The sequence below is a fragment of the Paenibacillus sp. JNUCC-31 genome (assembly GCF_014844075.1).
Classification (GTDB): Bacteria; Bacillota; Bacilli; order Paenibacillales; family Paenibacillaceae; genus Paenibacillus.
The window spans coordinates 1262316-1285724 of record NZ_CP062165.1 but is presented as its reverse complement, the minus strand read 5'-3'; the positions used below and the strand labels follow the sequence as shown (position 1 = coordinate 1285724).

Genomic DNA, 23409 nt, shown 5'->3' with positions numbered 1-23409 from the left:
GGTGGGAAGCCTGAAAAAAATGGTCCTGGAGAAACTGCATCAGGGGCTGATTGTTTCCTGTCAGGCGCTGCCGGATGAGCCGCTGCACGGCGCGGTGTACATGGCGCGGATGGCTGCAGCGGCTGAAGAAGGCGGGGCAGCCGGGATTCGGGCGAACGGTGCTGCGGATGTGCGGGCCATCAAACAAGCCGTATCGCTGCCAGTCATCGGTATTGTGAAGCGCAATTACCCGGATTCTGCTGTATATATCACCCCCACGATGAGAGAAATCGACGAGCTGCTGGAGGCTGGTGCAGACATCATTGCATTGGATGCGACCCGGCAGAAGCGGCCGGAGAATGATACGCTTGAGCAAATTACAGGCTTTCTGAACGACAGCGGAACGGTTTCCATGGCAGACATCTCCATTCTGGAGGAGGCGGTATATGCTGAATCGCTAGGAGTTAGTTGTGTCTCAACTACACTTTCCGGTTACACCCCTTACTCCCGGCAGCAGGATGGACCGAATCTGGAGCTGCTGAAGCTAGCTGCCCAGCGTCTGAAGATTCCGGTCATTGCTGAAGGCCGAATCAGTCAGCCTTCCCAGGTGGAAAAGGCGCTGGAACTGGGGGCCTACGCTGTTGTGGTAGGCTCCGCGATAACACGGCCCCAGCTGATTACCCGGCGGTTTGCGGCAGTGACGACAAAAGCGAGGATGAGAAACGATGGAAATGAACGATCGAATTAATACGTATTACCCTTCAATGACCAAGTCGGAGCAGAAGGTAGCTCGTTGCGTCGTGGAGCATCCGGATAACCTGATCTATCTATCCGTGACGGAGCTGGCTGATTTTGCTGGGACGGGAGAGACTACGGTGATGCGCTTCTGTCGTAAAATCGGGTTTAAAGGTTACCAGGATTTCAAGCTGATGTTGGCCCAGGGGCTGCCAAAACGGCAGAACCTTCCGGAAAGCGGGGGTGAAGAGAGTGATGTTGCGGACCAATTATATGCTTCCATGGTAGGTGTGCTTCAGTCGACTCAGGGGATGCTGGATCGAGAACAACTGAAGCAGGCTGTACAGTGCCTTGATCAGGCACGACATGTACAGTTCTTTGGCGTGGGCTCTTCAGGGATCACGGCCCTCGATGCCAAAAACCGCTTCTTGCGCATCGGTCGGCGTGTGGAAGCCAATTCCGACAGCCATATTCAGTCCATGATGGCGGTGACGATGGGGGAAGGTGATGTTGCTTTTGGAATCAGTGTGTCGGGGAGCACGCTGGATACGAATGATATGCTGATGAAGGCCAAGCAGAACGGAGCAAAGGTTATTGCCATGACGAATTATGCAAAATCCCCTGTTGCTTCCATTGCAGATATCGTACTTTTGACTGCCGGGAAGGAATCTCCGCTCGAAGGTGGGTCCGTCGGGGCCAAAATATCCCAGTTGTTCATTATCGATCTTCTCTGCCAGGGGTTGGAGGGACTGCATGTGGAAGAGAGCAAAAGGATGAAGGAATGGACAGCAAGGGCGGTAATTGACCGTATTTATTGAACCATGTATCTGAATGGGGGAGAAGCAGCTGCGGCAGGTCATTGGTGTGGATATCGGAGGCACGGAAATCAAAGGGCTTGTAGTTAATGAAGCTGGAATGGTTCTCGCGGAAATGGAACGGGAAACAGAGGCATGTCAGGGCCGGAAAGGCATACTTGGTCAGTTGAATGAGCTGTTGAGTGAGCTGCTGGCAAGATGTGCCGAGGTGGAGGCCGTGGGCATCGCTTCAGCGGGCAGGGTGAATGTAACTACGGGGGAAGTGATCTTCGCCACTGACAATTTACCCGGCTGGCAGGGCATGCCGCTTACGCAATGGGCGAAGGAAACGTTCGGATTGCCTGCAGTTGCGGATAACGATGCCAATGCCGCGTTGCTTGGCGAGGCGTGGCTTGGGGCAGGACGTGACAAGCAAAGCCTGGTGATGCTGACTCTTGGCACCGGTGTTGGAGGTGCCAACATGTGTCAAGGTCGACTGCTGCGCGGGGCTGGCTGGCGCGGTGGGGACTGGGGACACAGCGTACTCGTACCTGGAGGGCATCCTTGCAATTGTGGCAAACAGGGTTGTGTGGAGCAATATGTCTCTGGCAGTGCGCTGCAGCGGATTGCACTGGAACAGACGGAGAGCACGTATACTCATGGCCGTGAAATCATGGCAGCCGCAGGAAGGGGAGAAGCAGCTGCGCTCATCGTTCTGGAGCAATACACTGCCGACTTGGCGCTGGTTATGGCCAATATCAGTGCATCGATGGATCCCGAGTTGATTATCCTCGGTGGTGGAGTGATTCATGACCATGCCATATGGTGGCATCGGCTTACCAACAAGCTGCACCGTGAAGGGCTGGCAGACCGGATTGTAGCTGCTGAACTTGGCAACCGGGCTGGTTGCTTCGGGGCGGCAAGACTGGCTATGGAGCGGCTGTAGCAAGACGGATCAGCCTGACTCGGAGGCAGTGACAAGGAGGAGAAAGCGCATGGCTATGGAGCAGGAAAAATGCACTGATGTTGTTATTATCGGTGGCGGACTTGGCGGGACGGCAGCTGCACTGGCCGCAGCCAAAGCGGGTCAGCGGGTTCTTTTGACGGAAGAGACGGACTGGCTTGGTGGTCAATTGACCTCACAAGCAGTGCCACCGGATGAGCACCGCTGGATTGAACAATCCGGCTGCACTGCTTCGTACCGTGAGTTTCGCAGCAGAGTCAGGGATTATTACAGACGGAATTACCCGCTTACAGAATCCGCTAGGTGTAATCCCATTCTGAACCCTGGCAATGGCTGGGTCAGCCGTTTGACGCATGAGCCCAAGGTAGCACTTGCGGTTCTGCACGAGATGCTTGCTCCCTATGTGAATACTGGACGGATTGAAGTGCTCTATCATACCGTACCCGTTCATGTGGATACAGCAGGTGATCGGGTGACTGGCGTGACTGTGCAGGAAGGGCGAACGGGAGGATTGATTAAGCTCCGGGGGGCCTATTATCTGGATGCCACAGAATGCAGCGATCTGCTGCCCCTTGCCGGAGTGGAGCATGTAAGCGGAGCAGAATCTAGGCGTGAGACGGGTGAGCCTCATGCCCTGGAAGAAGCGGACCCGCTAGATATGCAGTCGATTACCCATGTGGCGGCGGTGGATTATGTACACGATGGAAACTTCACGATTTCCCGTCCTCGGGAATATGACTACTGGCGTCAGTATGTTCCCTCGTTCTCATCGTATCCGATCCTGAGCTGGTATGCTTCAGATGCCAATGATACCTCCAAGCTGAAAGAGTTCACGATGTTCCCGAATGAACAGGGTGTTGTCTCCTTATGGGATTATCGTCGGATCGTTGATCCCGAACTATGGTCAGAACCGTTGAACGACGGTGAAGTTACACTGCTTAACTGGGCGCTGAACGATTATTATGCTGGTCCCCTGATCGGGGTATCCCCAGAGGAAAGGCAACAACATCTGGATAGCGCAAGGCAGCTTACGCTCTCTTTGGTGTATTGGCTTCAAACGGAGGCTCCCCGCCTCGATGGAGGACGGGGCTACCCCGGCGTACGGTTGCGCGGAGATGTGCTGGGCACGGATGATGGTCTCGCAAAAGCTCCGTATATTCGGGAATCACGTCGAATCCGCGGCCTGTATACCGTAACCGAACAGGACGTGAGCAAGGAATTGCGTGGGGCAAAGGGAGCAAAACGTTACAAGGACAGCGTAGGGGTAGGCAGCTATCATCTGGATCTCCATCCCACAACCGTGAGTCAGCGGACCTTTTATATTCCTAATCATCCCTATGAGATTCCCTTGGGCTCGCTGATCCCGGTGCGGATGAAGAACCTGCTTCCAGCCTGCAAAAATATTTCCATGACCCAGATCGCGAACGGCTGTTACCGTCTGCATCCCACCGAATGGAATATTGGTGAGGCATCCGGTACCCTTGCGGCATATGCGATTGCCAATCAGGTAGAACCGACAGCAGTAAGAGAGACAGATGAGCATCTTCAGTCCTATCAGGCACAGCTGATTCGGCAGGGTGTTCAGCTTCATTGGACAGATGCGGAGCTGGAAGGGGAGTGTTAGACAGACGTCTGGTAGAAAATCTCTATAATAGCTATACACTTGCATATTAGAGATAATAAGGGGATAAAAAAATGATTCCTGTTGAGTACAGGAATCATTTTCTGTTAGTGGATTAGCTCTCTTCAACACTCCGATTACCCCATGGCCTGCTGTGGATCTTTCTTTTGTCCTACATAGATATTGGTACTTGGTTTGATGGCTTTGTATCGAATTTCAATCTCCGTGACTCCATCCTCAAACGTAATATACAACTTTTCATTATACTCCAGAGCTTCTGTATGTCTGGGCTTCACGGGTGTTCGTCCCCGAACGACTGTGCAGTTCGTGTCATGCCGAACCAATAACGTTTCTTTTTTACCAGCTTCCAGCCAGATTCGTCCTGACTCCGGTACCTTAACCCCAATGTCCATACGATCAAACAGTTCACTGAGACTTACTTTTCGTCGCTCTAATGAAGTCAGTGGCCAATTCGTCACGGGAATATCTTCTCCGTTTGCAGTGGCCAAGAAGTATCCTTCCAGTCTTCCGCGAAATACAGGTTTTGGCTTCAGCACAAACCAATACAGGGCGAAGATTCCCCCGGCTGCGAGGAGACCGAGTCCCGTATATAGCAATATCTTTTCGCGTAAAGAATGAATTTGCAACTGGATGTCTGCGGTTACACTAGCGCCTTCGGAATCCGTTGCGGTCACCTTGATGGATGAACTACCGGTGTGAAGCGAAGACCAGCGAAGTATATTGCCTTCAATAACAGCATCTCCGAGTTTGCGCTCACTCCCACCTTTTGCGAGGGCATACGTTAATGGATCATTATTGGCATCCTTAAAATATTTGCTTAGATCAGCCTCTGTATTGCTATCGTCTTTGGATAACACCATGGACTCCCCGGTTGCTATGGGGGCCTGATTCGTAATATCTACTTCAACGGGGGTGATCTCCCGATAAAAGTCAGGACCATCAATCCGAAGACCCCATGTGTATATACCCGATTTTGGAAAAGTGTAGTTCCCCTTAAACCCGCTGCCCGTATTGGCCAAAGGGATACGCTCTGTTTTGCCATCAGACGGGGTCACAATGAGTTCTGCTTCAAGTCCCTTGTAAACATTCAAATCCTGAATGGGTTTAGGGTTCACGGCCTGATCGTAGAGAGAGGCTTCAAATGTGATGCTTTTCCCCTTAACAGGCTGCTCCGTTGCCATATTTGCAACCGCAGACACGTTGTAGTTACCAAGTAGATTGATCTTCACCAAATCTCCGCTGCGCCCCTTGAATTTCAGCTTGAACTGTCCTTTGACCGGACGAATGATCTTCATTAAAGCATATTTATCAGATCGGATGAAGCTGACATTGCTCGACTGATAATACAGCTGAGCTTCAGAGACAGCATGATCCGAGAGCATGATAATGTTAGCATCCGCCATGCTTGAATTGGGAATGTCCACAGTTACTTCCTGCATTGCCCCTGTTGCTGTTACTGCCGCCACAGATACAAGAACAGATTGAATCTGATCTGCAAAAATCCGGTTGAAAATTTCAGGCAAGTCGTCCGCACTTCCCGTGATAAAGGAAGATCCACCCGTCTCCTGAGCTATCCGCTCCAGTTCAGCGGGGTTAACTGTACCATCGCGGTTTAGTCCGACGGTATAGATGGGATAATTAGCTTTTTGAGCCATCTCAATCACCTTGTCTACATCTTTGGAAGAATCAGCTGGTGTTCTGCCCGACGAACCACGCAAATCCGTCTCGCCGTCAGAGAGCAAAATCATAAATGGCTTTCGTTTGTCCGTCTGGGACTGTTCAAGCAAGCTCGCACCTCGGCGCAAGCCGAGTCCAAGATCGGTATACCCTGAGCGTGTTAAGCCGTCAACACGACTACGAAGGTTATTTCGTGCCCCAGAGGATGATATATCCATTAGGGGTACGGATGAAGTGATTTGATCATTATAAGCTACGAATCCCAATCGAGTCTTAGGTCCACTACTCATATCCATAAACATATGTATAACTTCTTCAGCGATGCGATCTTTGTCGGTCTCATTCATGGAGTAGCTAACATCCAGGACAAACATGGCATCAAGCCCTTCATACGCGTGGGTCTTGACAGAGGATTCCGCGTACAAGCTCCCAATGTCCCATGCTGGAATTAAAACGCTAATCACCAATAGGGAGAGCAGTATTTTTTTGCATTTAATTAATATCATGTGAGGCTTCGAATCTCCTTTCTGGTTTGAAAACTTGAGTTCATTTTTTGGAAATACTAAAACTTTTTTTAAAACTTTTGCTTATTCACGATATAAGGCCGTTATGCGTAGTTTTTGTTTGTTAATAATAATGCAACACCGCATACTTTAAGTCTTTTTACTCTTAATTAGGGGGAAAACTCCACTAGTCTTAAATCATTGAACATCATCCAAATTATAGGATATTCTATATCATCGGCATGATTCGTAAGGAATTGAAGTGAATTCTAGAAATTAGTTCTATAGGTATATAGAAGGTTATAAAATGAGCTTTTAGACCTATATTGGAGATTGTTGACAAAACATATCGCTGATGATTAAGATGAATTCCATAAATCTCCAAAGCAAACGGCATAATCTGGTACATAAGTTCCAGTCGTATGTTGACAGCTCGTTCTATTGGTCTTGTGTGTGCTGGGGATGTTGATTCTCCTGGATCATGACTGAAGGCTGATAGAGATGTGCGGAGTGTCAAAAATTGATGGAGGGGGGGAAGCATTCGCCCAAATGAACCATCATTAGGGGGATGTTGCCTGAATGGATATTATTAATCAAACGAACCGAACGATGCTTTTTGAAGAGATCAATCCTGAGAAAATGGATTTGATTACGATTGTCGGTGACGTAAAAGGGATCGACAGTTTGAATGATGACAAGATCAAGGAGATCAACGAACACTTGCTTGTACGAAACTTCGATGAGTTTTTGGACAAGTTTTCTCCCAGTGTGTATTCCTTTTTCAATGCGGTAAACCAGAAAGTCATGTATACGCTTAAAAAACCGGAAGGGATTCCGGATGAAGCAATCTCTGAGATCAAAATTGATCATAGCAATGACTTCCTGAGAATGCTCTTTACCCTGATCGATACCAAACGTAGTCAGGGGATTACGAATGTAGATTTCAAGTTTGAAAATTTGCTGGATATGATTTCACCGAAAAAGGTTATGGATGACATTCGGCAGGTACGGAAAGAAATTCATTACATGTATGGCCAGCATGAGAAGCTGGATGACGGGGACCCGAAGAAGTTGGATATCGGGGATAAACTTAATGTCATGTTTGAAGATGCCAGCCGGAACTATAACAATGTTATGGCAATGCTGCCACTGGCCATCGAAGATATCAAAACCCGCTTGTTGCTGGGCCGTGCTCAAGAAGAAACTTCTTCCGAAGCGATTCAGGTAGGACAACTCACGATTGGTGAGAGCGGAGAATTGAAAATTATCGAAGCTCCAAAGAGTGATAACAACGAGTTGATGCTCCTGGATGAGTCGACAAGCACAGATTTGACTCAGGTGTTTGCCGAAGATTATGATTCACTCTCCGAGGCACCTTCACCGTATGTACAGGATCTGGTCGTTCGTACATTCTGCCCACTTCCTGCGGTTCAGACGGATGTCGATACGGCAGTTGAAGTACAGAATTACAATACATACCTGGAATTTTACAAGAACGCCAAGGATGACTTTGTGAAAACCGTAAAACCGCTGGTAGAGAAAATTTTGGGTGTCAAAATGTTCTTTGATCAATATGCGACCAAAAACAAAGGCATGCTGCCTTCCATGCTGATTGCCAATGCCAAGCTGGATATGCTTGTTAAGAGCAGTAACATTCCGCGGCTGGAGACCTATCTCAACACAGTCAATGCGAAGAATGATTTTACCGACACCATTTGGTTCGGTATTGTTCCTTCCGTTGAACTGGAGAATACGGGACAAGTTCAAGTCAGTCGTGCCCGTTTCCGTGGTAACGAGAAAGTCGTTAAACAAGACGGAAACAGTATGGAATCCTTGTCCATGCTCCTGCAAGTCGTTAAAGACTACAAAGTACAAGTATTCTTCAGCTTTGAATCTGGAGAAGAGACTACATTCAGCAGCATGGCTACCGCAGGCATCGATAAATATATTGATAAATGCGCGGTATTAACTCGCAAGGACTACAGCGAATTCGCCATTCCAAGTGCTCCGAATTTCACCATCATTCCGAAAGAGAAATCGGGTGTTGTTATCGACAGTCGTATGCTCCAGACGGAGAATGGTGTGGAGCTTTCCAAGGAGAAAGAAGACATTCTGAAGCTGTGGATTGAAGGTGTGTATGTCGGTGCGTCTTATGTATCTGCCGGAATTGTGGCTGCATATCAGTGCCCTGAGTACCTACGAGGCGCATTCAAAACCGTGAACCGGGATTATCCAGGTGTGCGTTTTGATATTGAAGCAGGCGATAACAGTCTGCGTGTAGTAACTACGATGACCAAAGAAATCTCCGGATTTACGAACACTATCAAGGATTCGATTAACCGGAAAAACTTTGGATTTATTTTCTCATCGGAAAATGCCCAAATTCAGGATAGTGATATCAAGCGGATCACGGTATACAAAGCGAGAAGCATGGCGATGTCCGAAGATGGCTTTGATTCCTTGTATAAAACACTCGTAAGTACTTACATTGAGCGCTTGCTCCGTTTCCAGACGGGTGATTTCAAGCATGAAAATATCGTCAAATTCTTCAGCAACAATCCGAGCAGTCAGAAGAGCCGGTGGCTGGGAACCCGAGGGTCGATCAATTCGATCATTCAGGAAGGCGACGACATGAGCTTTATCATCGATGAGAAGAGCAATATGTGCCACATTGACCTGGTATTCAACGGCAACGTGAAGAACCTGGAGGTCATGATCACCAAAGGCACCAGCGCGATGAAAGTGTAAGAGGCTGGAGTAATTCCAAGTTTTGAATTTTGAATATAATTCTTTAAACAACGAATTATAGACATTTATTTTGGTGTTAAAGGCAGCCTTTATGGCTGACCTTATACATATATTCCGGTACCTCTCCCCAGATGGAGAGCATACCGGGCACATTTTTTCCTAATTTTAAGGAGGTTTTTATTAATGGGTTTTGTATTGAAAGTAGAAGGCGCAGAAACAATCGAATTGGGAATGGATAATATCCGTACAGTTGTGTATGACACGGATACACCAGATGATTCCAACGCTAGATCCACAGATGTAGGCGCAACACTTCGCATCAGTGGCAAAATTATTACAGCAACAGACGGTGACAATGCAGATGACACGATGAAACTTGCTCTGTGGTCCCTCGTTCCAGCTGAAAAAGCGGATTGCTACCGTAAAGTAACCCTGGAAGTGGTTGCAGCGGATCAAGTGGTACGCAAAATTTACATGCCTAATGCGTTCGTTGTGGATTACACAGAGCGTTTCGGAGATACCGAAGGCGTGGGTGAATTCAGCCTGTTCATCAAACAGAAAAAAGACAAAACTGAATTCACTAAAATCGAAGGCGGCTTCCCGGTATAAAAGGGGGCAACTAATATTCCGGGTCAGTTATGACTGGCTCAGAATAACGCTGTCATGTTAAGGGGCCCTGGTGCCCCTTAATCTTTATTTACGCCCGAATACGGCAGGGAGGCAGGAACGAATACCATGAAAGATTATTATGCCGTGCTTGGTGTGGAACGTGAAGCTTCTCCGGAGCAGATCAAGAAGGCTTATCGTCAATTGGCGAAAAAATTTCACCCGGATGTTAATGGGGGAGATCCACAGGCAGAGGCGCGTTTCAAGCAAGTACATGAGGCCTACAGCACACTCGGAAATCCCGAGTTACGGGCAGCATACAATCAACAACCTCGATCTACAGGGAATCCAGGAGCGGCAAAAGGAGCATCATCCAGTACTGCACGAGAAAAGAGTGGACATACAAAAAATGGACCTATGAATACCGAGAAGGTATGGTCTGATCCATCACGAATGCAGGAACAGTTTGAACAATTTTTTGGCTATAGCCCCAAAGGCAAGGAAAGCTCAAACAGTGGCAAAGCCGATCCCAATAAAGGAATGGATATGTCCGCCATGTTTGACCGATATTTCGGAGTTCGAAAAAAGTAAACCGGTGGCCTGTAATGGATCGTGCCGGTTCAGGCGGAGGTTATGGAAGTGAGACGAGGAAGGTCGGTAATGACGATAGGGCTTGACGTATGCGTCGCCATGATTTCGTTAGCCGTGCTGTATTACATATTCATCATTAACCGGGACATGGGTGCCCAGTGGATAACTGGAATTATTGTAGTCCTCTCCGGGGGAGCATACCTATTTTTTAAATACATACCTGCCACCAAGGGGGAAAAGAAGAAGCTGTCTTCACGTGTTGTGAAACTCGTGCTGTTGGACGACGACGGTACAAGTGTGAAGGAATGGTACATTCAGGGTGAGACGAGTGTATTGATCGGAAAAAGTTCGAAGAACAGTGAGGCGGACATTGATCTGTCCGATACTCCATATGCTTCCCTCATCAGTCCGCAACATGCTGTGCTGAACAAAGCCTCGGGCCAATGGTTTATCGAGGATATTGACTCGGCCAGCGGCGTAGGTGTACGTAAGGGAAATCAAAGCAGATCATCCAAATTGGAAATCGAAGAACCCAGCCTGATTGAGGCAGGGGACTTAATTTATATTGCCAATACCCGAATTTTGGTGAAATAACGTTGGCGTACCATTATACAAGCTACGGGGGAATGAAAAGAAATGAGTCTGACAAGATGTGGAAACGGACATATGTTCAGCACGAGACGGCACGGAAACACGTGTCCATATTGCAATCTGGCCGTCGAGTCACCGGCTTCCGGCAATAGTGAAGCAGCGGGAGCAATCCCACGCGCGCCTCGCACGGCAGAGGATGACAGAACGATGCCATACCTGGGGGAAACGACAGGAATTGAACCGGTAACGGGATGGATGGTGTGTATCGAAGGTCCGCAGATGGGCCAGGATTATCGAATAATGGCTGAAAAGAACTTTATTGGACGTTCGGAAGAGATGCATGTTCGCATCCTAGGGGATAACACGATTTCAAGGCGTAATCATGCGGTGATTGTATATGATCCAAAAAAACGGAATTTCTATCTGCTGCCCGGCGATGCTTCCGGCCTTGCCTATCACAACAATGAAGCGGTCTATTCTCCGGTGGAACTGGCTGCCTACGACGTCATTCAATTAGGACGCAGCAAATTCATTTTCATCCCATTATGTGGTGTGCATTTTGAATGGGAGCAACAGTGAATACCTTCATGATCTTGTGGAACGACAAGGAGCTAACGCCTTATTGGGTTCTGGCAGCAGGCTGTTTGTCGATCTGGTTGTTGTTATTCGTCCGAAGCCGGATTCCGGTAAGGCAACGTGACGATAGGCCAGTAGGTGTTCAGATCGGGAATGGACAGACCATTGGTGCTCGCAGTGAGCAGGATGATTATTTTGCCTGCGCCGTGGAGCCTTATGGTGTACTTGCAGTACTTGCCGATGGAATTAGCGGATTATCTGGAGGGAAAGTAGCCAGTACCACTGCCGTAGAAACATTTATCCGTGAGTTTGAAGAGTTGGAGCGGTTTCCTGATCCAGAGGAGTTTTGGGATGCTTCTTCCCATGCGGCAAACCAGGCGATTCTTCGTAACTTGCTTGGCGTTCCGGGCGGAACAACGTTGGTATCAGCCATGATCAAGGGCAGAGAGCTATATTGGGGCGCGGTAGGAGACAGTATTTTGGCCGTATTTCGCAAAGGTGAGCTACTTGCTATCAATCATAAACATACGCTGGAAACTCAACTCGAAGAACAGTATATGTCTGGAGAAATATCGGAGCAGGAGGCGTTGGATAATCCGCAGCGCAAAAGGCTGGTCAACTATTTGGGGTACGACCATTTTAAACAAATGGAAATCGCGGACGAGCCGTTTGCACTGCAACCGGCGGACAAGATTGTGTTATGCAGTGACGGGGTATACAACTCCCTTACTGAGATGGAACTGGAGACTATACTGGCGAAAGACATGTCGCCATTTGATGCAGCCCAGACCATCATTGATTTGATTGAAGAAAAACAGCTCGTGCATCAGGATAATGCCACGATTATCATTTTGGAGCAAGGATGGTAACGGATCAGGCAACGCACAGGGAAGGGAAATGGGGAGACGGATGAGGAAGGAGAACAGTGAATTCAAGACGGCTTTTGTCTCGGAAGCGGGATCTTTCCTGAAAAATCGGGATTTCTACGGCTGCGTTGAGCTGGAAGATTGGGCCTGTTATGTCATTGCAGATGGTTTGGATACGGATACGGAAGTGAATAGCGCACAGATCACAGTGCAGACCATTCTGGAATCCTTTTTGGAAAAGCCAACCATGTCCAAACGGAGACTAACAGAGTATATCAAGATTGCACATGAGTGGCTTCAGTATGAAAGCCGCCGAGTCAGGCTCAAAGCGGGATTCGTCATTGTTGTGACAGATTATACACGTATGGTGTGGGCATCTGCCGGACACAGCCGTTTGTATCATTTTCGTGGAAATCGGCTTGCACTAAAAAGCAAGGATCATAGCGTTGCTGCCCAGTTGGCAGCCGAAGGCCAGATTGCAGAAGATCGTGTGGATCAGCATGATGAACGCGGCAATCTGAACGAATACGCGGGCAAACCTGGCATGATCAGACCGTATGTATCGGATAAGATTAAGCTGGCCGATGGCGATGTGCTTGTGCTCTGCACCCCTGGATTATGGGAAGGTGTTCAGGATGCCGAGATGATTGATGCGGTTGAAGGTGCCAATGACCCGCAGACACTGGCGGATACGCTTGAAGAAGTAATGCTTAGCAAGCAGCGTACCCGTATCGAGAATTATAGTGCGGCAGCCATATATGTGAACAAGATTTTTCATGAAGAGCCCAAGAACCGTAAGAAATGGATTAAGCGGATTGCCATCATGCTGGTTATGCTCCTGATTTTTGGTGGAGCCGGCATATTCTACGCGGTGAAAAGCGCAGCCAAAAAAGCTGAATTGGTCGTAGATATGCTGCAATATGAACAGACCGCAGACCAGTACGTCAAGGAACAAGAGTATGCCAAGGCGGTCTCGGACTACAGCCTTGCACGCAATAATTCCATCAAAATCAAGGACCCTATACATAAAAAGCTGTTGACCGCGAAGATGGCTGCTGCCCAGACGCTGGTTGATGGGGAAGCTCACCTGAAAGAAGGCGACATTACCAAAGCAACCGCGAGTTACACCAAAGCATTGGAATTGTCTGAATCCTATAGCATGTTCAACCGGGAAGTTATTCAGGAGCGCCTGGAGCAGATGACCACCTTCCAGCAAGTGCAAGACTGGATCACCGAGGGCGATCTGAAACTCCAGAACGGAGATTACAGTGGAGCGATCATTTTGTATAAAAGGGCCAGAACAGCCGCTACGGAGACAGCTTACAAGGATGCGCTGAAGGAAATTGCTACGCAACTGGAGACGGCCGAGACCAAACGTGCAGATATCAAGCGGCAATCCCGGCAACTTCAAGCTGATACGCTGGAACAGAAGGGTGACCGCTTCAATGAAGCCGGAGACTATAGTGGTGCCATGGAGGCCTATGCTTCGGCACAGGAAATTTATCAGGAGATCGATATGTTGGAACGCGTGCTGGCTATGGAGCGGAAAATAAATAAGCTGGATGAGAAACTGAATCCACCTGTACCGGCGGCAGAACTTACGCAGGATGCGGCAGGATTAGGAACAATGGATACGTCTGGTTTGAACTCGGATTGGACCGAGAATGCGGGAGGAATGAGCACAGGCAATTCAGCGGGGAGCACTTCTTCCGCGGGTAATGCCACTTCGGACGGAAGTAGGACTGTGGATGCTTCCGGCTCCGGTTCTTCTTCAGGGAAAACGACAAGCAATGCTAGCATTAATTCAGCCTCAAAGGCTAAAGAAAGCACCGACACCACCGAGGCTGAAGTGAATGAACAGGAAGCCACGGAAGGAGGGGATTCGTGATGAAAGATATTATTCGTGACCGTCTAAACAAGATGGAGGATCTGGAACAACGCCGCATGCTCAAAGACCTCATGACAGGCGTTTTTCTTAATCTTGTGGAGTATCAGGAGACACTAAACAAACAGATCGAGCAACGGGTGTTTGACGAGGTGGTACCGCTGGAGGAACGCCACGATGTATATGTCACATTATGTCCGCGGGAAGATTTGGACCCCATTCATGAATTTCTGTATCCGATTCTTCCGGAGGATGCTGCACCCCAGACTGTTTATTTGAGCGAGGCTTCAGAAGCGCTGGCACGTAAGGAAGAGATGAATTTATTTACGTTCTACATGGAATGTGGGCAACAGGAGCTCCAATCTCTGCTGAAAAGTAATCGGACATTTCGCGGGGAGATTGTAACGAGCGAAGGCAGACATGCCATAACGGTTCGGTTGAAATCAAGTACAGCGTATATCTCCAAAATTGAAGAACTGTACCGGGTATTTCGTAAGAACAGTCTGCCATGGAAATCGATTAATGCACCCTATGTGTTCAAATTCGTTGATTGTGTTCTAGTGGGTTCGGACGATGGAGCTGCATGGGACAAACAGCATGTGGTCAAAGAACTTTCAATCCATTTGGAGGAGTTTGAGTCATACAAAAGAACGAATATGATCCCCCTTTGGAATATTCAGAAGCTTGAGATGAAAACAGGTGGATTCCCTGTCCCGGCTTCGGACCGCATCAATTATGAACATGTGTTGCCGCTCCGCAAAACAGGGACTGAGCACGGATATTTAGTGGATGGAGACGAATCGCATATTCGGTATATCAAAAGATCGGAAGAAGATATCACCATCGTATCTCCGCTGGAGAAATCCGATTCATGGACGGTACTGAAAATAGCCGGCCCCGTTGCAACCCGAATCGGTAGAATGGACTTTCCGCTGTTTTCCAACAACAAACGGGAAGGGTTTGCCGGTAAATATGCGCGTCAGGAAGGACGCTCTGTGCGATCCAAAGGGGAGATTGCCCGCATGGCTCATGCTTTTCAGGCAGCGGAGGGATTGGAACTGGAAGATGTGAAAGTGGTGCCACCTGGCCCCACCTTGGGCATCACGTACCCGCTTAATGGATTTGTTAGCGATCATGTCCGTGTTGAGGCAGATAAACATCGAATGATTTTAAGGTTCAGCAAACACGGAATTCAGCCAGGGCAGGCTATTTTTCTGGATGATTTGCTGAGCTTTCTGGTATCCGAGATCCAGTTGGCTTTCCCTGAATATCGCTGCGAAGGGGAATGGGTGTGAGTACAGCATGAATTACATCTGGGATCTGATTATTCGAGCTAAACGTGATGGAACCGATCTGCGCGACGTAACCTTTGTGCCAGCACGTGTATATTCGCCTTATATGGAACTTAGCCAGACAAACCTGAATGCTTCAGGCGTGGAAGGTACGGTTGAAGTCAATCCGTATTATCGCTTTTTTGATATTTTCCGGGACCTGTTCGATATCAATAATGAAGAGCAGGTGGAGTTGCGGGAAGCACTCTTTGATCTGGTTATTCATTTTCTGGCGGATATGGATTTGATGCAGGGTATGAACAAGAGGGAGTATTATATTCGCTTCATTCTGAAGGATATGCATTCGGGTGTGTACGGGGATCGGGTTCGACGGCGACTGGAGTTGTTCGGGCAGGAGGAGCAGGAAGTGATCGCCTGCAATATGCTCCGTTTGTATGATACGGGAGAGGCAGTTCATCTGCTGAGGGATACCCTTGTTCGAATGTTCCCGCGTTCAACCCTTTATGCCAATTGTGAGGAAAAGGATGAATTGCTTTTGTATATTGGTCAGGTGGAACGTACGGAAGCGAAGGAGAAGCTGGAACTGATTCTTGAACTCTTTCTGCCGGTTCGTTTCGACACGGAAATATACTGGGGGCATCATTTTGGCATTCTGGATGTGGACTATACGATGATACAGGACGGGATTGCCCTATATTAAGCAGCACCAGCAGTTGTAAGGAGGAAGTATAGATGAACGGCTATTCATACCGATTGTATCCTGACGCCACGAGCAGGGAACGTTCCAGAGGAACCATGCGTTATACGCGCGAAGAATTGATGGACATGACCACATTCCAATTACGGAACATTTGTTACAAGGAACGGTTAATTGAGGGATTGGGCCCTCGGACGGAGCGGGAAGAACTGATTCGGATTATTTTAAAATTTCTGGGAGCGGACGATGTATTGTGGATCGATCAGTCTGTTGAAGGTGGATTCGAGCGGATACAAAAGGCTATTTCTCGTCATATGACGGCGCCCATGAGCAGTGATGGAGGCATTAGTGTACCAGCCCGGCTGATTCTGTACGAAGGATTGAACGTGGACAAGCTGGATCGATATGTGGTCACGGCACCGGGTGGATTAACCGAATCCAACGTACTTTTAGTCAATGAGAGCATGGAGCTGTGTGGCATCTTCAACCTGGTTAAGGACGACTCCGTATCGGGAACCTTTTATTTGACGGCAGGAAGTGGGGCGACCTGGAAGAGATCGGGAAACAGACAGTACAGTCTTCTCTTTTTCCGTAAACGCGACTCGGAGTATTTATATCAGACCTATTATTCCAGCAGACCGCTTCCACCGGTTCATATTCAATATACTCAAATCCCACTGGCAGATCTGGACATCCGGGAGCTTGAACCGACAGAAGCAGTGCTTGCAATTGATTTTGGCACCTCCAATACGACGGCAGGCGCCTATTTGCATAACGGTTATATTCAGGCGCCGAGCAGCCAGGATTTGCTGAATGGACGAGTCCGTATGGATGCCATCAACTACGTTTCTTTTCCCGATCCTACATACAAAGATACGGACTGGATCGAGGTCCTTCCTACGGCAATCGGTGTGGCGGAGTGCTCGGATCCAGCAAACATTCGTTACGAGTTCGGCTATGAAGCGCTGCGAAGCATGCGTCGGGGAGGGTACAGCAGCCGGGCGAGTGTCTTCCGCAGCATGAAGCGCTGGGTGAACAATTACAACAAAATGGAAGAAATTGTCGATGTTCATGGCAATGCAGCCATGGTTTCTCGTATGGATCTGCTGCGTGCGTACATGAACTACATCATCCGAACGGCAGAGCATCAGTTCAAGTGCAAGTTTCGGCATGTGCATTTTACCAGTCCCGTGAAGATGAAAACACAGTTTTTGCAGATGTTCGGAGAGATGCTTCCGGATTATCGGATTGAGCAGACGTATGCGCTGGATGAGGGAATGGCTGTGCTCTATAACACCCTTGCTGACGGCATGGAACGTGGTGCTTTCATGGAAGGGCAGACGTACCATGCGCTCGTGATTGATTGTGGAGGTGGAACGACCGATTTGTCTTCCTGTGCCTTTACGATCGAGGACGGACATATGGCGTACAAGCTCGATATCCATACGACCTACGAAAATGGGGACACGAACTTCGGAGGTCACAACATCACCTATCGTATTATGCAATTCATGAAAATTGTATTCGCCGACTACTATAGCGGACGCCGTCAGGTGACGGATATTGATAGTCTGATTGAGGCACCTGGTGCGGATGTGTTCCGTCAGGTGGACGAAGAGGGTGTGAAGTCCGTTTATCAGAAGCTGGAGCAGCGCTATGAGGAGGCAGAACACATCATCCCGACTGCGTTTGCGCGTCGAGAGAACCGTTCACGGGATGAGTATTTGCGGGTAAGAGGAAACTTCTACTTCCTGTGGGAAATCGCAGAAGAGATGAAGCAACAATTTTTCCGCAAAACAGGCATCTTACGTAACCGATTCCACTCGGAGATGGAGGGCGATGGGGACAGTGATCTGCAGATCACCACCATGGAGCGTTGGTTCCTCTCGGTAGAGCGGAATGGGGAGTTGAAGGATGAATATGAGTTCCCCGATGTGGTGTTCAATATCAAGGAAATTACCCAGCTGATTAAGGCTGATATCTATGAGGTAGTCCGCAAGTTTTTGGATGATTTCTACCGTCAGGGACGGATGAACCAGTACTCAATTATCAAGTTGACAGGTCAGTCCTGCCGTATTGATGTATTTCGGGAAGCATTGAAAGAGTTCGTTCCAGGCAGAAGCATTGAGTTTCGGCAAAAACCTGCGGAAGGGCGTGTGCCTGATCTTAAACTTGCCTGCCTTCGAGGGGCGATTCGTTATCTGAGTGCCCGCAAAACAGGAAGCGTTCAAGCCGATATCACGCATGATGCCGCTGTAATTCCGTATACCGTAAGTGCCTACACGCATAATGGACGGGAAAAAATGCTGATCAGCAGTCTGGATCGGAGTGATGGTATTCCCGGTAGCATTTCCCGGCCATTCGAGACGGCAGAAGTGGAGTTGTACCTTAGCGGAAGCGATGGCCAGCTGAGACAAAAATTCGTATATGCGAACCGCCCGGATTTCTATAAAGAGGTACTCTACGAAGACATTCGAGATCGATATGGAGATAAAATTCCGCAAGATGATACGGATTCCATCGTGAATGGAGAGACGAAGTTTTTTGTCTTTCCGGATGATCGTCATTGGGGCTTCCATGTGTTGCCTGTAGCTCGCAGAAATGAACGGCTGTATCTGGGATCGCAGAAGCTGCTTCCGTTTGAGACAGACTTGTCGGAACTGGACTTCTTTGACGGAATGAAGTGAGGACCACGAGCAGAAAGGGGGAACACCGCTCATGTTCACATATTCGTATCCGCATTTTAACAAGGGAAGAATTCTGAAAACATCCATGTTGGAGGGACTACGTGATTTCCCCAGAGACTTCATCGAACTGTACTATCGCGGTTATGCAGATGGCATTCTTGCAGGTGCAGAGGTAGACGTGTTCCCGGACAAATTGGTCGTCGCTCCTGGGATGGTGCTGTATAAAGGAAGGCTTTATATGCTGACAGAGCCTATGGAACTGGCATACCAAGCTACGGGAAGGGTCAATGTGCTGAAGCTTCGGTTTACCGCGGAGGAGACCGTGAGTGACATGACGATAAGCCATTCGGAACTGCTCTTGGATGAAGAGACAACGTGCACATCGAGAGAGTTGGAGCTGGCTCGATTCAAGCTGAAGGAAGGGGCGCGGCTGCGGCGGGACTATCAGACCTTTGCCGACTTGGCAACGGAGTTCAATACGCTGCATGTCATTCATGTTCCTTATGCAGCCGAGGGAGCAAGCACCTTATCTCCGGTTGTCATGAAGGATTATGCCGAGAGGTTGCTTCGAACGGGGACCTCTGATCCCCAGGATCTGGTCTTCGCCATGATGTGTCTCAATGAAGGAACGGTTGCACGTAGCGTCATTTTGCATCACATTGCCAGTCGATTGGGACTGGAGTACAGAGAATACGATAATGCGCAGATTCATCGATATCTGGATCGTATACTGGCGAATGCAGGTCGGGGAACGGGACGTTCGGGTATGCCGGTGGGTGGACCACATCGTATGATTGTGGATTGAAATTTTCAAGAGAATGGGAGGATGGAATTCGTTTATGGAACATATGGATCGCAAAATCATCCCGATGTTATATGGCAAAACATTGAACGGTGAACCTCATCAGGGAACAGAGACTAGAGATGTTGAAGCCTCTGCTGAATCAAGTGAAGTTAAACCATTCGAGCCAATAACCATGATACACCTTGAACAGGAAACGATACATCTGAGAAGAACGGAGCTATACGAGGGAAAGGTTACAGTATCTCTTCCCCGCACATTTCGTTTGGTGACAGAAAGAGAAGCTCAGTTAAAATATCCGTCGTCCCATCGTCCTGAATGGATCTATACCAATGATTCGGGAACGGTCAACTTTACGTTCAAGACATTGGATCATCGTCTTGCTCCGGAAGAGTTGAATTCCTTTACGGAATCGATGGCTGACGTGATTCGTGCAACTCAACCTGTACGAGAATGGAAAAAACACGGTGTTCGAGTGACGGATGCTGGTCTTTCCACGGGTTACTGCCAATTCGCTGTTCAGGGGTTGAATGATCAAATTTATAACCATATGGTGTTCACCATTTTAGATCAGAAAGTCCTTGTTTATGGTTTTAACTGTACGGACGATGAGAAGAGAAATTGGATGGAACCCGGTGGTACACTTCTGGATACACTCATTGTCGAAATGAATTAGAGAGGAGCTGAGTCCATGAGCCTGACGTATGAAAATCTGATTATTGAACCTTATGAGCTAGTACATCTGCAAGAATTGACAATCCGCAAAAAGATGAATGAGCACACCCGCCTTGTTTTCAAAGGTATGGTATCCGAGGAATGGAAAGATCGTTATGTGGATGTTACGGATAAGAATACCCCGATTGAAGTGTGGCAAAAGGACGAGGAGGGGAACAAAAGTCCGCTATTCAAAGGCATTCCTTTATCTGTAGAAGTGCAGGTTGTGAGGGGCGTATATACGCTCCAGGTTGAAGCAATCTCACATACGTACCTGATGGATGTCAAAAAGCGAACCCGTACGTTTCAAAACATCCAGATGACGCTCCCTGAATTGTTAAAGGAGCTGGATCAGGATTATCCGGGACTGGACGTGATTGATGAGGGGACCGGGGGAGCCAAGATTGGCAAGGTTGCCGTGCAATATCAGGAAACAGACTGGGCATTTCTCAGAAGACTGGCTTCCCGATTTCACACGAGTCTGATGCCTGCGGCTCAATTCGACAGCCCCAAATTTTATTTCGGCGTATATGAGCATGGTAACTCGATTGAGCTGGATAATACACGTTATACCGTCCACAAAAATATGACTCCGTTCATGTACTTCACGGAGAACGAGACCGTTAATGTGAATGAAAGTGACTTCATTGTATACGAAGTGGAGACAGATCAAGTTATGGAACTGGGACACCATATCTCATTCCGAGGCAGAAGTCTGTATCTTACGGAAGCTTATACGGAACTTGCCGGAGGTATTTTAAAGCATAAATACGTGCTAAGTCTTCACAAAGGATTGCGACAGAAGACGTACTACAATCCACTGATTGCTGGAAGCTCATTAATGGGACGCATATTTGCGGTACATGGCGGACATGTCAGAGTACAACTGAATTGTGATAAAGAACAGGAAGCGGAGAATGGACTATGGCTACTGTATCAGTCTCCCTATATTTCTGAGGGGCGGACCGGATGGTACGTGATGCCAGAAATTGGTGATCCGGTGGCGGTGTATTTTCCAACTCAGCATGAAGAAGAGGCGTATGCTACGCCAGCGCCCAGACTAGATACACAGGTGACGGGAACGAACCAATTGAACAATCCGGATCACAAAATTTTTCGCACACCCCATGGCAAGGAGATTAGACTGACACCAGACTCCATTGTTATCACTGGAAAAGAAGGAGAAGTGTTTATCCGATTGAGTGGAGATGAGGGCATTCAAATCAAGGGCAACCAGCAAGTCACAATGTCTGCAGGGGGCAGCCTTTCCCTGAAAGCAGGAAAGAAAATGATATTGTCTGCCGGTTCTCAGTTACTTCTTGAAGGTGGAGGGGGGACATTCCGATTGGATGGGCAGGCACAGATGAGTGGTTCTGAGGTGAAATCCAACTAAACATATGTATTTGTAGTCGAGGGAGGGGGGAGCAAATGAACCGAAAGGATTCGTTGAAGCACTTTTATGCCGATCAGGTGGAGCCAGAGCGAGTCAGGCTGATGGAGGATTTAAGGCGTACATTAGAGAGCAGATCAACCGAATTGACGGCAGAATATATGGAACATTTCAGAGAGTTTATTAAAGAAGTTGCGCTTGCTCAAGAGGTTAGGACAAAAGAGAAAATCGCCTACATCCAGTACTCTATATTGCGAACGGAAGTACTGGGTGGGGCGATGAATGTGCTGGTTGAGGCTTGTGATTCGTCGTGGTTGCTGGACCGCAGGCCAGTTCGAGCGTTCTATTCTGCACAATGGGCCTATGAATGTGTAGAACGGATGATCGAAAGATTGAAACAGACTTTAGCTTCTTATCAAGGTGCCGTGACGGCTGTGGAACTGGAAGGTATTCGGTTGCAGCAGGTACCTTTGGTGAACCGGTATCTCGTCTATTTCATCCGACGATGCGGCTATTTGCTAGAAGACATGGAATTGCATTTGCAAATGAAACTTGAACATAACTTCGAAGTACGTGTAGGGGAGTATCTTGATGCGAGCGAATGCGTATTCCGATTGGATCAGAGAGAGCGAAGCATTGAAGAAATTGGCGAGGAACTGGAGGAAAGCAATGGTATTGCTGTCATGTATGCGTATTTTCAAGGACTGAGTATGGCGGAAATGGAGTGCAGCGACTTGGACTTTCGTTTCAGCAGATTTGAGAATATAGATTTGAAATTGACCGATTTTCAACGTTGCATGCTTGTGGGCACACGCTGGCGGAATTGTGAAATGGAAGGGGTGAACTTCTCAAATAGTCTTATTTATGGAGCGGATTTCAGTGGTTGCTCCCTACAAGGGGCTGTATTCAGAGGTGTAGTTGGAGATATGGGACGCCCAGAGGGACTTGTACAGGGACCTGGGTATGATGCAGTTAACTTCAAGAATTCAAACCTGAAAGGAGCAGATTTTAGAGGGGCTGACCTTCGAGGTGCCAACTTCAGCGGAGCTAATCTGGTAGATACACTGTGGAGTAATGCCAATATTGAAGGGGCGATTTTTGACAATGTCGAAGGGAGGACAGGGTTATCCAATACTTTCGCTTAATGGCAGATTTGAGATGGATTCATCGCGCTGAGACTGAGCCCGTAGGTGAACTTCAGCGAAGGGTATGGAGTCAGGCTTTTCAGGATTCCAACATCGATCTTAGGGCGATCAGCTTGAATGTCCGCGGTGGAGTTCATGTGGATTATACGGATTATATGGAACATCCGATTCCGCTCGTATCAGATCGTTTACTTGAAGTGTTAACGCTATATCAGCCCCGCCTGAAGCGCAGGGCGGCTGTCCTTACGGACAGGGAGCGTATGACCCAGGAAACATATTGGGCGATTCATCCGCCAGAACTTGCAAATGTGCTGTCACCTCATACAAAGCGGCGCATAGACGGCAGTTTGGAACAGATCGTTCTTAGACGAGAAATGGTAGAGGTCCCTTTGTTCCAATTAGTGGACCTGCGCGAAACGGTCATGATCGTGAATCTTGCATTGGCAGAGAGTATTCTGCGTCGGGATATCACAGGTGTTCGACTGGTGAAGCTGGAACAGGAGCTAACAGCTTAGAAGGGAGAGA

General features: G+C 48.2%; 20 protein-coding genes. 19 read left to right on the top strand and 1 reads right to left on the bottom strand.

Going from position 1 to position 23409, the window contains the following annotated elements:
• The first annotated feature begins 19 nt into the window (after nucleotides 1–19).
• The 4 genes from JNUCC31_RS05625 to JNUCC31_RS05610 are packed head-to-tail and all read left to right on the top strand — an operon-like array spanning nucleotide 20 to nucleotide 4096.
• The gene (locus JNUCC31_RS05625; protein ID WP_228469688.1) at nucleotides 20–727 is read left to right on the top strand and encodes an N-acetylmannosamine-6-phosphate 2-epimerase; all 708 of its coding nucleotides are present in this window, start codon (nucleotides 20–22) and stop codon (nucleotides 725–727) included.
• Nucleotides 705–1532, top strand: coding sequence for a MurR/RpiR family transcriptional regulator (locus JNUCC31_RS05620; RefSeq protein WP_192269275.1), 828 nt, complete (start codon nucleotides 705–707; stop codon nucleotides 1530–1532). The genes JNUCC31_RS05625 and JNUCC31_RS05620 overlap by 23 nt, the downstream gene beginning before the upstream one ends.
• A gap of 13 nt (nucleotides 1533–1545) precedes the next feature.
• Complete coding sequence (locus JNUCC31_RS05615) at nucleotides 1546–2454, top strand: ROK family protein (RefSeq protein ID WP_192269272.1); 909 nt, start codon at nucleotides 1546–1548, stop codon at nucleotides 2452–2454.
• A 55-nt stretch (nucleotides 2455–2509) separates the two neighbouring features.
• Nucleotides 2510–4096 (top strand): FAD-dependent oxidoreductase, encoded by a 1587-nt coding sequence (locus JNUCC31_RS05610; protein ID WP_192272781.1) that lies wholly within the window; start codon nucleotides 2510–2512, stop codon nucleotides 4094–4096.
• A gap of 134 nt (nucleotides 4097–4230) precedes the next feature.
• Here JNUCC31_RS05610 and JNUCC31_RS05605 read toward each other — a convergent pair whose 3' ends face one another.
• Nucleotides 4231–6297, bottom strand: coding sequence for a VWA domain-containing protein (locus tag JNUCC31_RS05605; protein WP_192269269.1), 2067 nt, complete (start codon nucleotides 6295–6297; stop codon nucleotides 4231–4233).
• Between the two features lie 576 nt (nucleotides 6298–6873).
• Between JNUCC31_RS05605 and JNUCC31_RS05600 the strand changes: the two genes are divergently transcribed.
• From JNUCC31_RS05600 to JNUCC31_RS05530, 15 genes are all read left to right on the top strand, one after another.
• Nucleotides 6874–9042: a hypothetical protein gene (locus JNUCC31_RS05600; RefSeq protein ID WP_062835607.1), complete on the top strand. Its 2169-nt coding sequence runs from the start codon at nucleotides 6874–6876 to the stop codon at nucleotides 9040–9042.
• A 183-nt stretch (nucleotides 9043–9225) separates the two neighbouring features.
• On the top strand, nucleotides 9226–9651 hold the full coding sequence (locus JNUCC31_RS05595; RefSeq protein ID WP_056695746.1) for a hypothetical protein: 426 nt from the start codon (nucleotides 9226–9228) through the stop codon (nucleotides 9649–9651).
• A 126-nt stretch (nucleotides 9652–9777) separates the two neighbouring features.
• A complete protein-coding gene (locus JNUCC31_RS05590) occupies nucleotides 9778–10239 on the top strand; it encodes a J domain-containing protein (RefSeq protein ID WP_192269266.1) in 462 nt (153 codons plus the stop codon).
• A gap of 69 nt (nucleotides 10240–10308) precedes the next feature.
• Nucleotides 10309–10833, top strand: a complete 525-nt coding sequence (locus JNUCC31_RS05585; protein WP_228469531.1) for an FHA domain-containing protein — start codon at nucleotides 10309–10311, stop codon at nucleotides 10831–10833.
• 42 nt (nucleotides 10834–10875) lie between these two features.
• Nucleotides 10876–11409: an FHA domain-containing protein gene (locus JNUCC31_RS05580; protein ID WP_133385623.1), complete on the top strand. Its 534-nt coding sequence runs from the start codon at nucleotides 10876–10878 to the stop codon at nucleotides 11407–11409.
• Nucleotides 11394–12275, top strand: coding sequence for a PP2C family protein-serine/threonine phosphatase (locus JNUCC31_RS05575; protein ID WP_228469530.1), 882 nt, complete (start codon nucleotides 11394–11396; stop codon nucleotides 12273–12275). The genes JNUCC31_RS05580 and JNUCC31_RS05575 overlap by 16 nt, the downstream gene beginning before the upstream one ends.
• A complete protein-coding gene (locus JNUCC31_RS05570; protein ID WP_228469529.1) occupies nucleotides 12241–14160 on the top strand; it encodes a SpoIIE family protein phosphatase in 1920 nt (639 codons plus the stop codon). Before JNUCC31_RS05575 ends, JNUCC31_RS05570 begins: the two co-directional genes overlap by 35 nt.
• The gene (locus JNUCC31_RS05565; protein ID WP_192269256.1) at nucleotides 14160–15452 is read left to right on the top strand and encodes a normocyte-binding protein; all 1293 of its coding nucleotides are present in this window, start codon (nucleotides 14160–14162) and stop codon (nucleotides 15450–15452) included. Before JNUCC31_RS05570 ends, JNUCC31_RS05565 begins: the two co-directional genes overlap by 1 nt.
• Nucleotides 15453–15459: 7 nt before the next feature.
• On the top strand, nucleotides 15460–16149 hold the full coding sequence (locus JNUCC31_RS05560; RefSeq protein WP_192269255.1) for an iron-dependent peroxidase: 690 nt from the start codon (nucleotides 15460–15462) through the stop codon (nucleotides 16147–16149).
• Between the two features lie 32 nt (nucleotides 16150–16181).
• Nucleotides 16182–18833, top strand: a complete 2652-nt coding sequence (locus JNUCC31_RS05555) for a molecular chaperone (protein ID WP_192269252.1) — start codon at nucleotides 16182–16184, stop codon at nucleotides 18831–18833.
• Nucleotides 18834–18864: 31 nt separating this feature from the next.
• Nucleotides 18865–19638 carry a DNA and RNA helicase gene (locus JNUCC31_RS05550; RefSeq protein WP_192269249.1) on the top strand — a complete coding sequence of 258 codons (774 nt, stop codon included), beginning with the start codon at nucleotides 18865–18867 and terminating at the stop codon, nucleotides 19636–19638.
• Between the two features lie 34 nt (nucleotides 19639–19672).
• Nucleotides 19673–20311: a hypothetical protein gene (locus JNUCC31_RS05545; RefSeq protein WP_192269246.1), complete on the top strand. Its 639-nt coding sequence runs from the start codon at nucleotides 19673–19675 to the stop codon at nucleotides 20309–20311.
• A 15-nt stretch (nucleotides 20312–20326) separates the two neighbouring features.
• Nucleotides 20327–21742, top strand: a complete 1416-nt coding sequence (locus tag JNUCC31_RS05540) for a phage baseplate assembly protein V (protein ID WP_062835598.1) — start codon at nucleotides 20327–20329, stop codon at nucleotides 21740–21742.
• 35 nt (nucleotides 21743–21777) lie between these two features.
• A complete protein-coding gene (locus JNUCC31_RS05535) occupies nucleotides 21778–22884 on the top strand; it encodes a pentapeptide repeat-containing protein (RefSeq protein WP_192269242.1) in 1107 nt (368 codons plus the stop codon).
• Nucleotides 22884–23399: a hypothetical protein gene (locus JNUCC31_RS05530; RefSeq protein WP_228469528.1), complete on the top strand. Its 516-nt coding sequence runs from the start codon at nucleotides 22884–22886 to the stop codon at nucleotides 23397–23399. The genes JNUCC31_RS05535 and JNUCC31_RS05530 overlap by 1 nt, the downstream gene beginning before the upstream one ends.
• The last annotated feature ends 10 nt before the right edge of the window (nucleotides 23400–23409 follow it).

What these genes read in the sequence shown, in the direction of transcription:
- JNUCC31_RS05625 (WP_228469688.1), top strand. Translation starts at nt 20, where the DNA reads ATGGTCCTGGAGAAACTGCATCAGGGGCTGATTGTTTCCTGTCAGGCG.
- JNUCC31_RS05620 (WP_192269275.1), top strand. Translation starts at nt 705, where the DNA reads ATGGAAATGAACGATCGAATTAATACGTATTACCCTTCAATGACCAAG.
- JNUCC31_RS05615 (WP_192269272.1), top strand. Translation starts at nt 1,546, where the DNA reads ATGGGGGAGAAGCAGCTGCGGCAGGTCATTGGTGTGGATATCGGAGGC.
- JNUCC31_RS05610 (WP_192272781.1), top strand. Translation starts at nt 2,510, where the DNA reads ATGGAGCAGGAAAAATGCACTGATGTTGTTATTATCGGTGGCGGACTT.
- JNUCC31_RS05605 (WP_192269269.1), bottom strand. Translation starts at nt 6,297, where the DNA reads ATGATATTAATTAAATGCAAAAAAATACTGCTCTCCCTATTGGTGATT.
- JNUCC31_RS05600 (WP_062835607.1), top strand. Translation starts at nt 6,874, where the DNA reads ATGGATATTATTAATCAAACGAACCGAACGATGCTTTTTGAAGAGATC.
- JNUCC31_RS05595 (WP_056695746.1), top strand. Translation starts at nt 9,226, where the DNA reads ATGGGTTTTGTATTGAAAGTAGAAGGCGCAGAAACAATCGAATTGGGA.
- JNUCC31_RS05590 (WP_192269266.1), top strand. Translation starts at nt 9,778, where the DNA reads ATGAAAGATTATTATGCCGTGCTTGGTGTGGAACGTGAAGCTTCTCCG.
- JNUCC31_RS05585 (WP_228469531.1), top strand. Translation starts at nt 10,309, where the DNA reads ATGACGATAGGGCTTGACGTATGCGTCGCCATGATTTCGTTAGCCGTG.
- JNUCC31_RS05580 (WP_133385623.1), top strand. Translation starts at nt 10,876, where the DNA reads ATGAGTCTGACAAGATGTGGAAACGGACATATGTTCAGCACGAGACGG.
- JNUCC31_RS05575 (WP_228469530.1), top strand. Translation starts at nt 11,394, where the DNA reads ATGGGAGCAACAGTGAATACCTTCATGATCTTGTGGAACGACAAGGAG.
- JNUCC31_RS05570 (WP_228469529.1), top strand. Translation starts at nt 12,241, where the DNA reads ATGCCACGATTATCATTTTGGAGCAAGGATGGTAACGGATCAGGCAAC.
- JNUCC31_RS05565 (WP_192269256.1), top strand. Translation starts at nt 14,160, where the DNA reads ATGAAAGATATTATTCGTGACCGTCTAAACAAGATGGAGGATCTGGAA.
- JNUCC31_RS05560 (WP_192269255.1), top strand. Translation starts at nt 15,460, where the DNA reads ATGAATTACATCTGGGATCTGATTATTCGAGCTAAACGTGATGGAACC.
- JNUCC31_RS05555 (WP_192269252.1), top strand. Translation starts at nt 16,182, where the DNA reads ATGAACGGCTATTCATACCGATTGTATCCTGACGCCACGAGCAGGGAA.
- JNUCC31_RS05550 (WP_192269249.1), top strand. Translation starts at nt 18,865, where the DNA reads ATGTTCACATATTCGTATCCGCATTTTAACAAGGGAAGAATTCTGAAA.
- JNUCC31_RS05545 (WP_192269246.1), top strand. Translation starts at nt 19,673, where the DNA reads ATGGAACATATGGATCGCAAAATCATCCCGATGTTATATGGCAAAACA.
- JNUCC31_RS05540 (WP_062835598.1), top strand. Translation starts at nt 20,327, where the DNA reads ATGAGCCTGACGTATGAAAATCTGATTATTGAACCTTATGAGCTAGTA.
- JNUCC31_RS05535 (WP_192269242.1), top strand. Translation starts at nt 21,778, where the DNA reads ATGAACCGAAAGGATTCGTTGAAGCACTTTTATGCCGATCAGGTGGAG.
- JNUCC31_RS05530 (WP_228469528.1), top strand. Translation starts at nt 22,884, where the DNA reads ATGGCAGATTTGAGATGGATTCATCGCGCTGAGACTGAGCCCGTAGGT.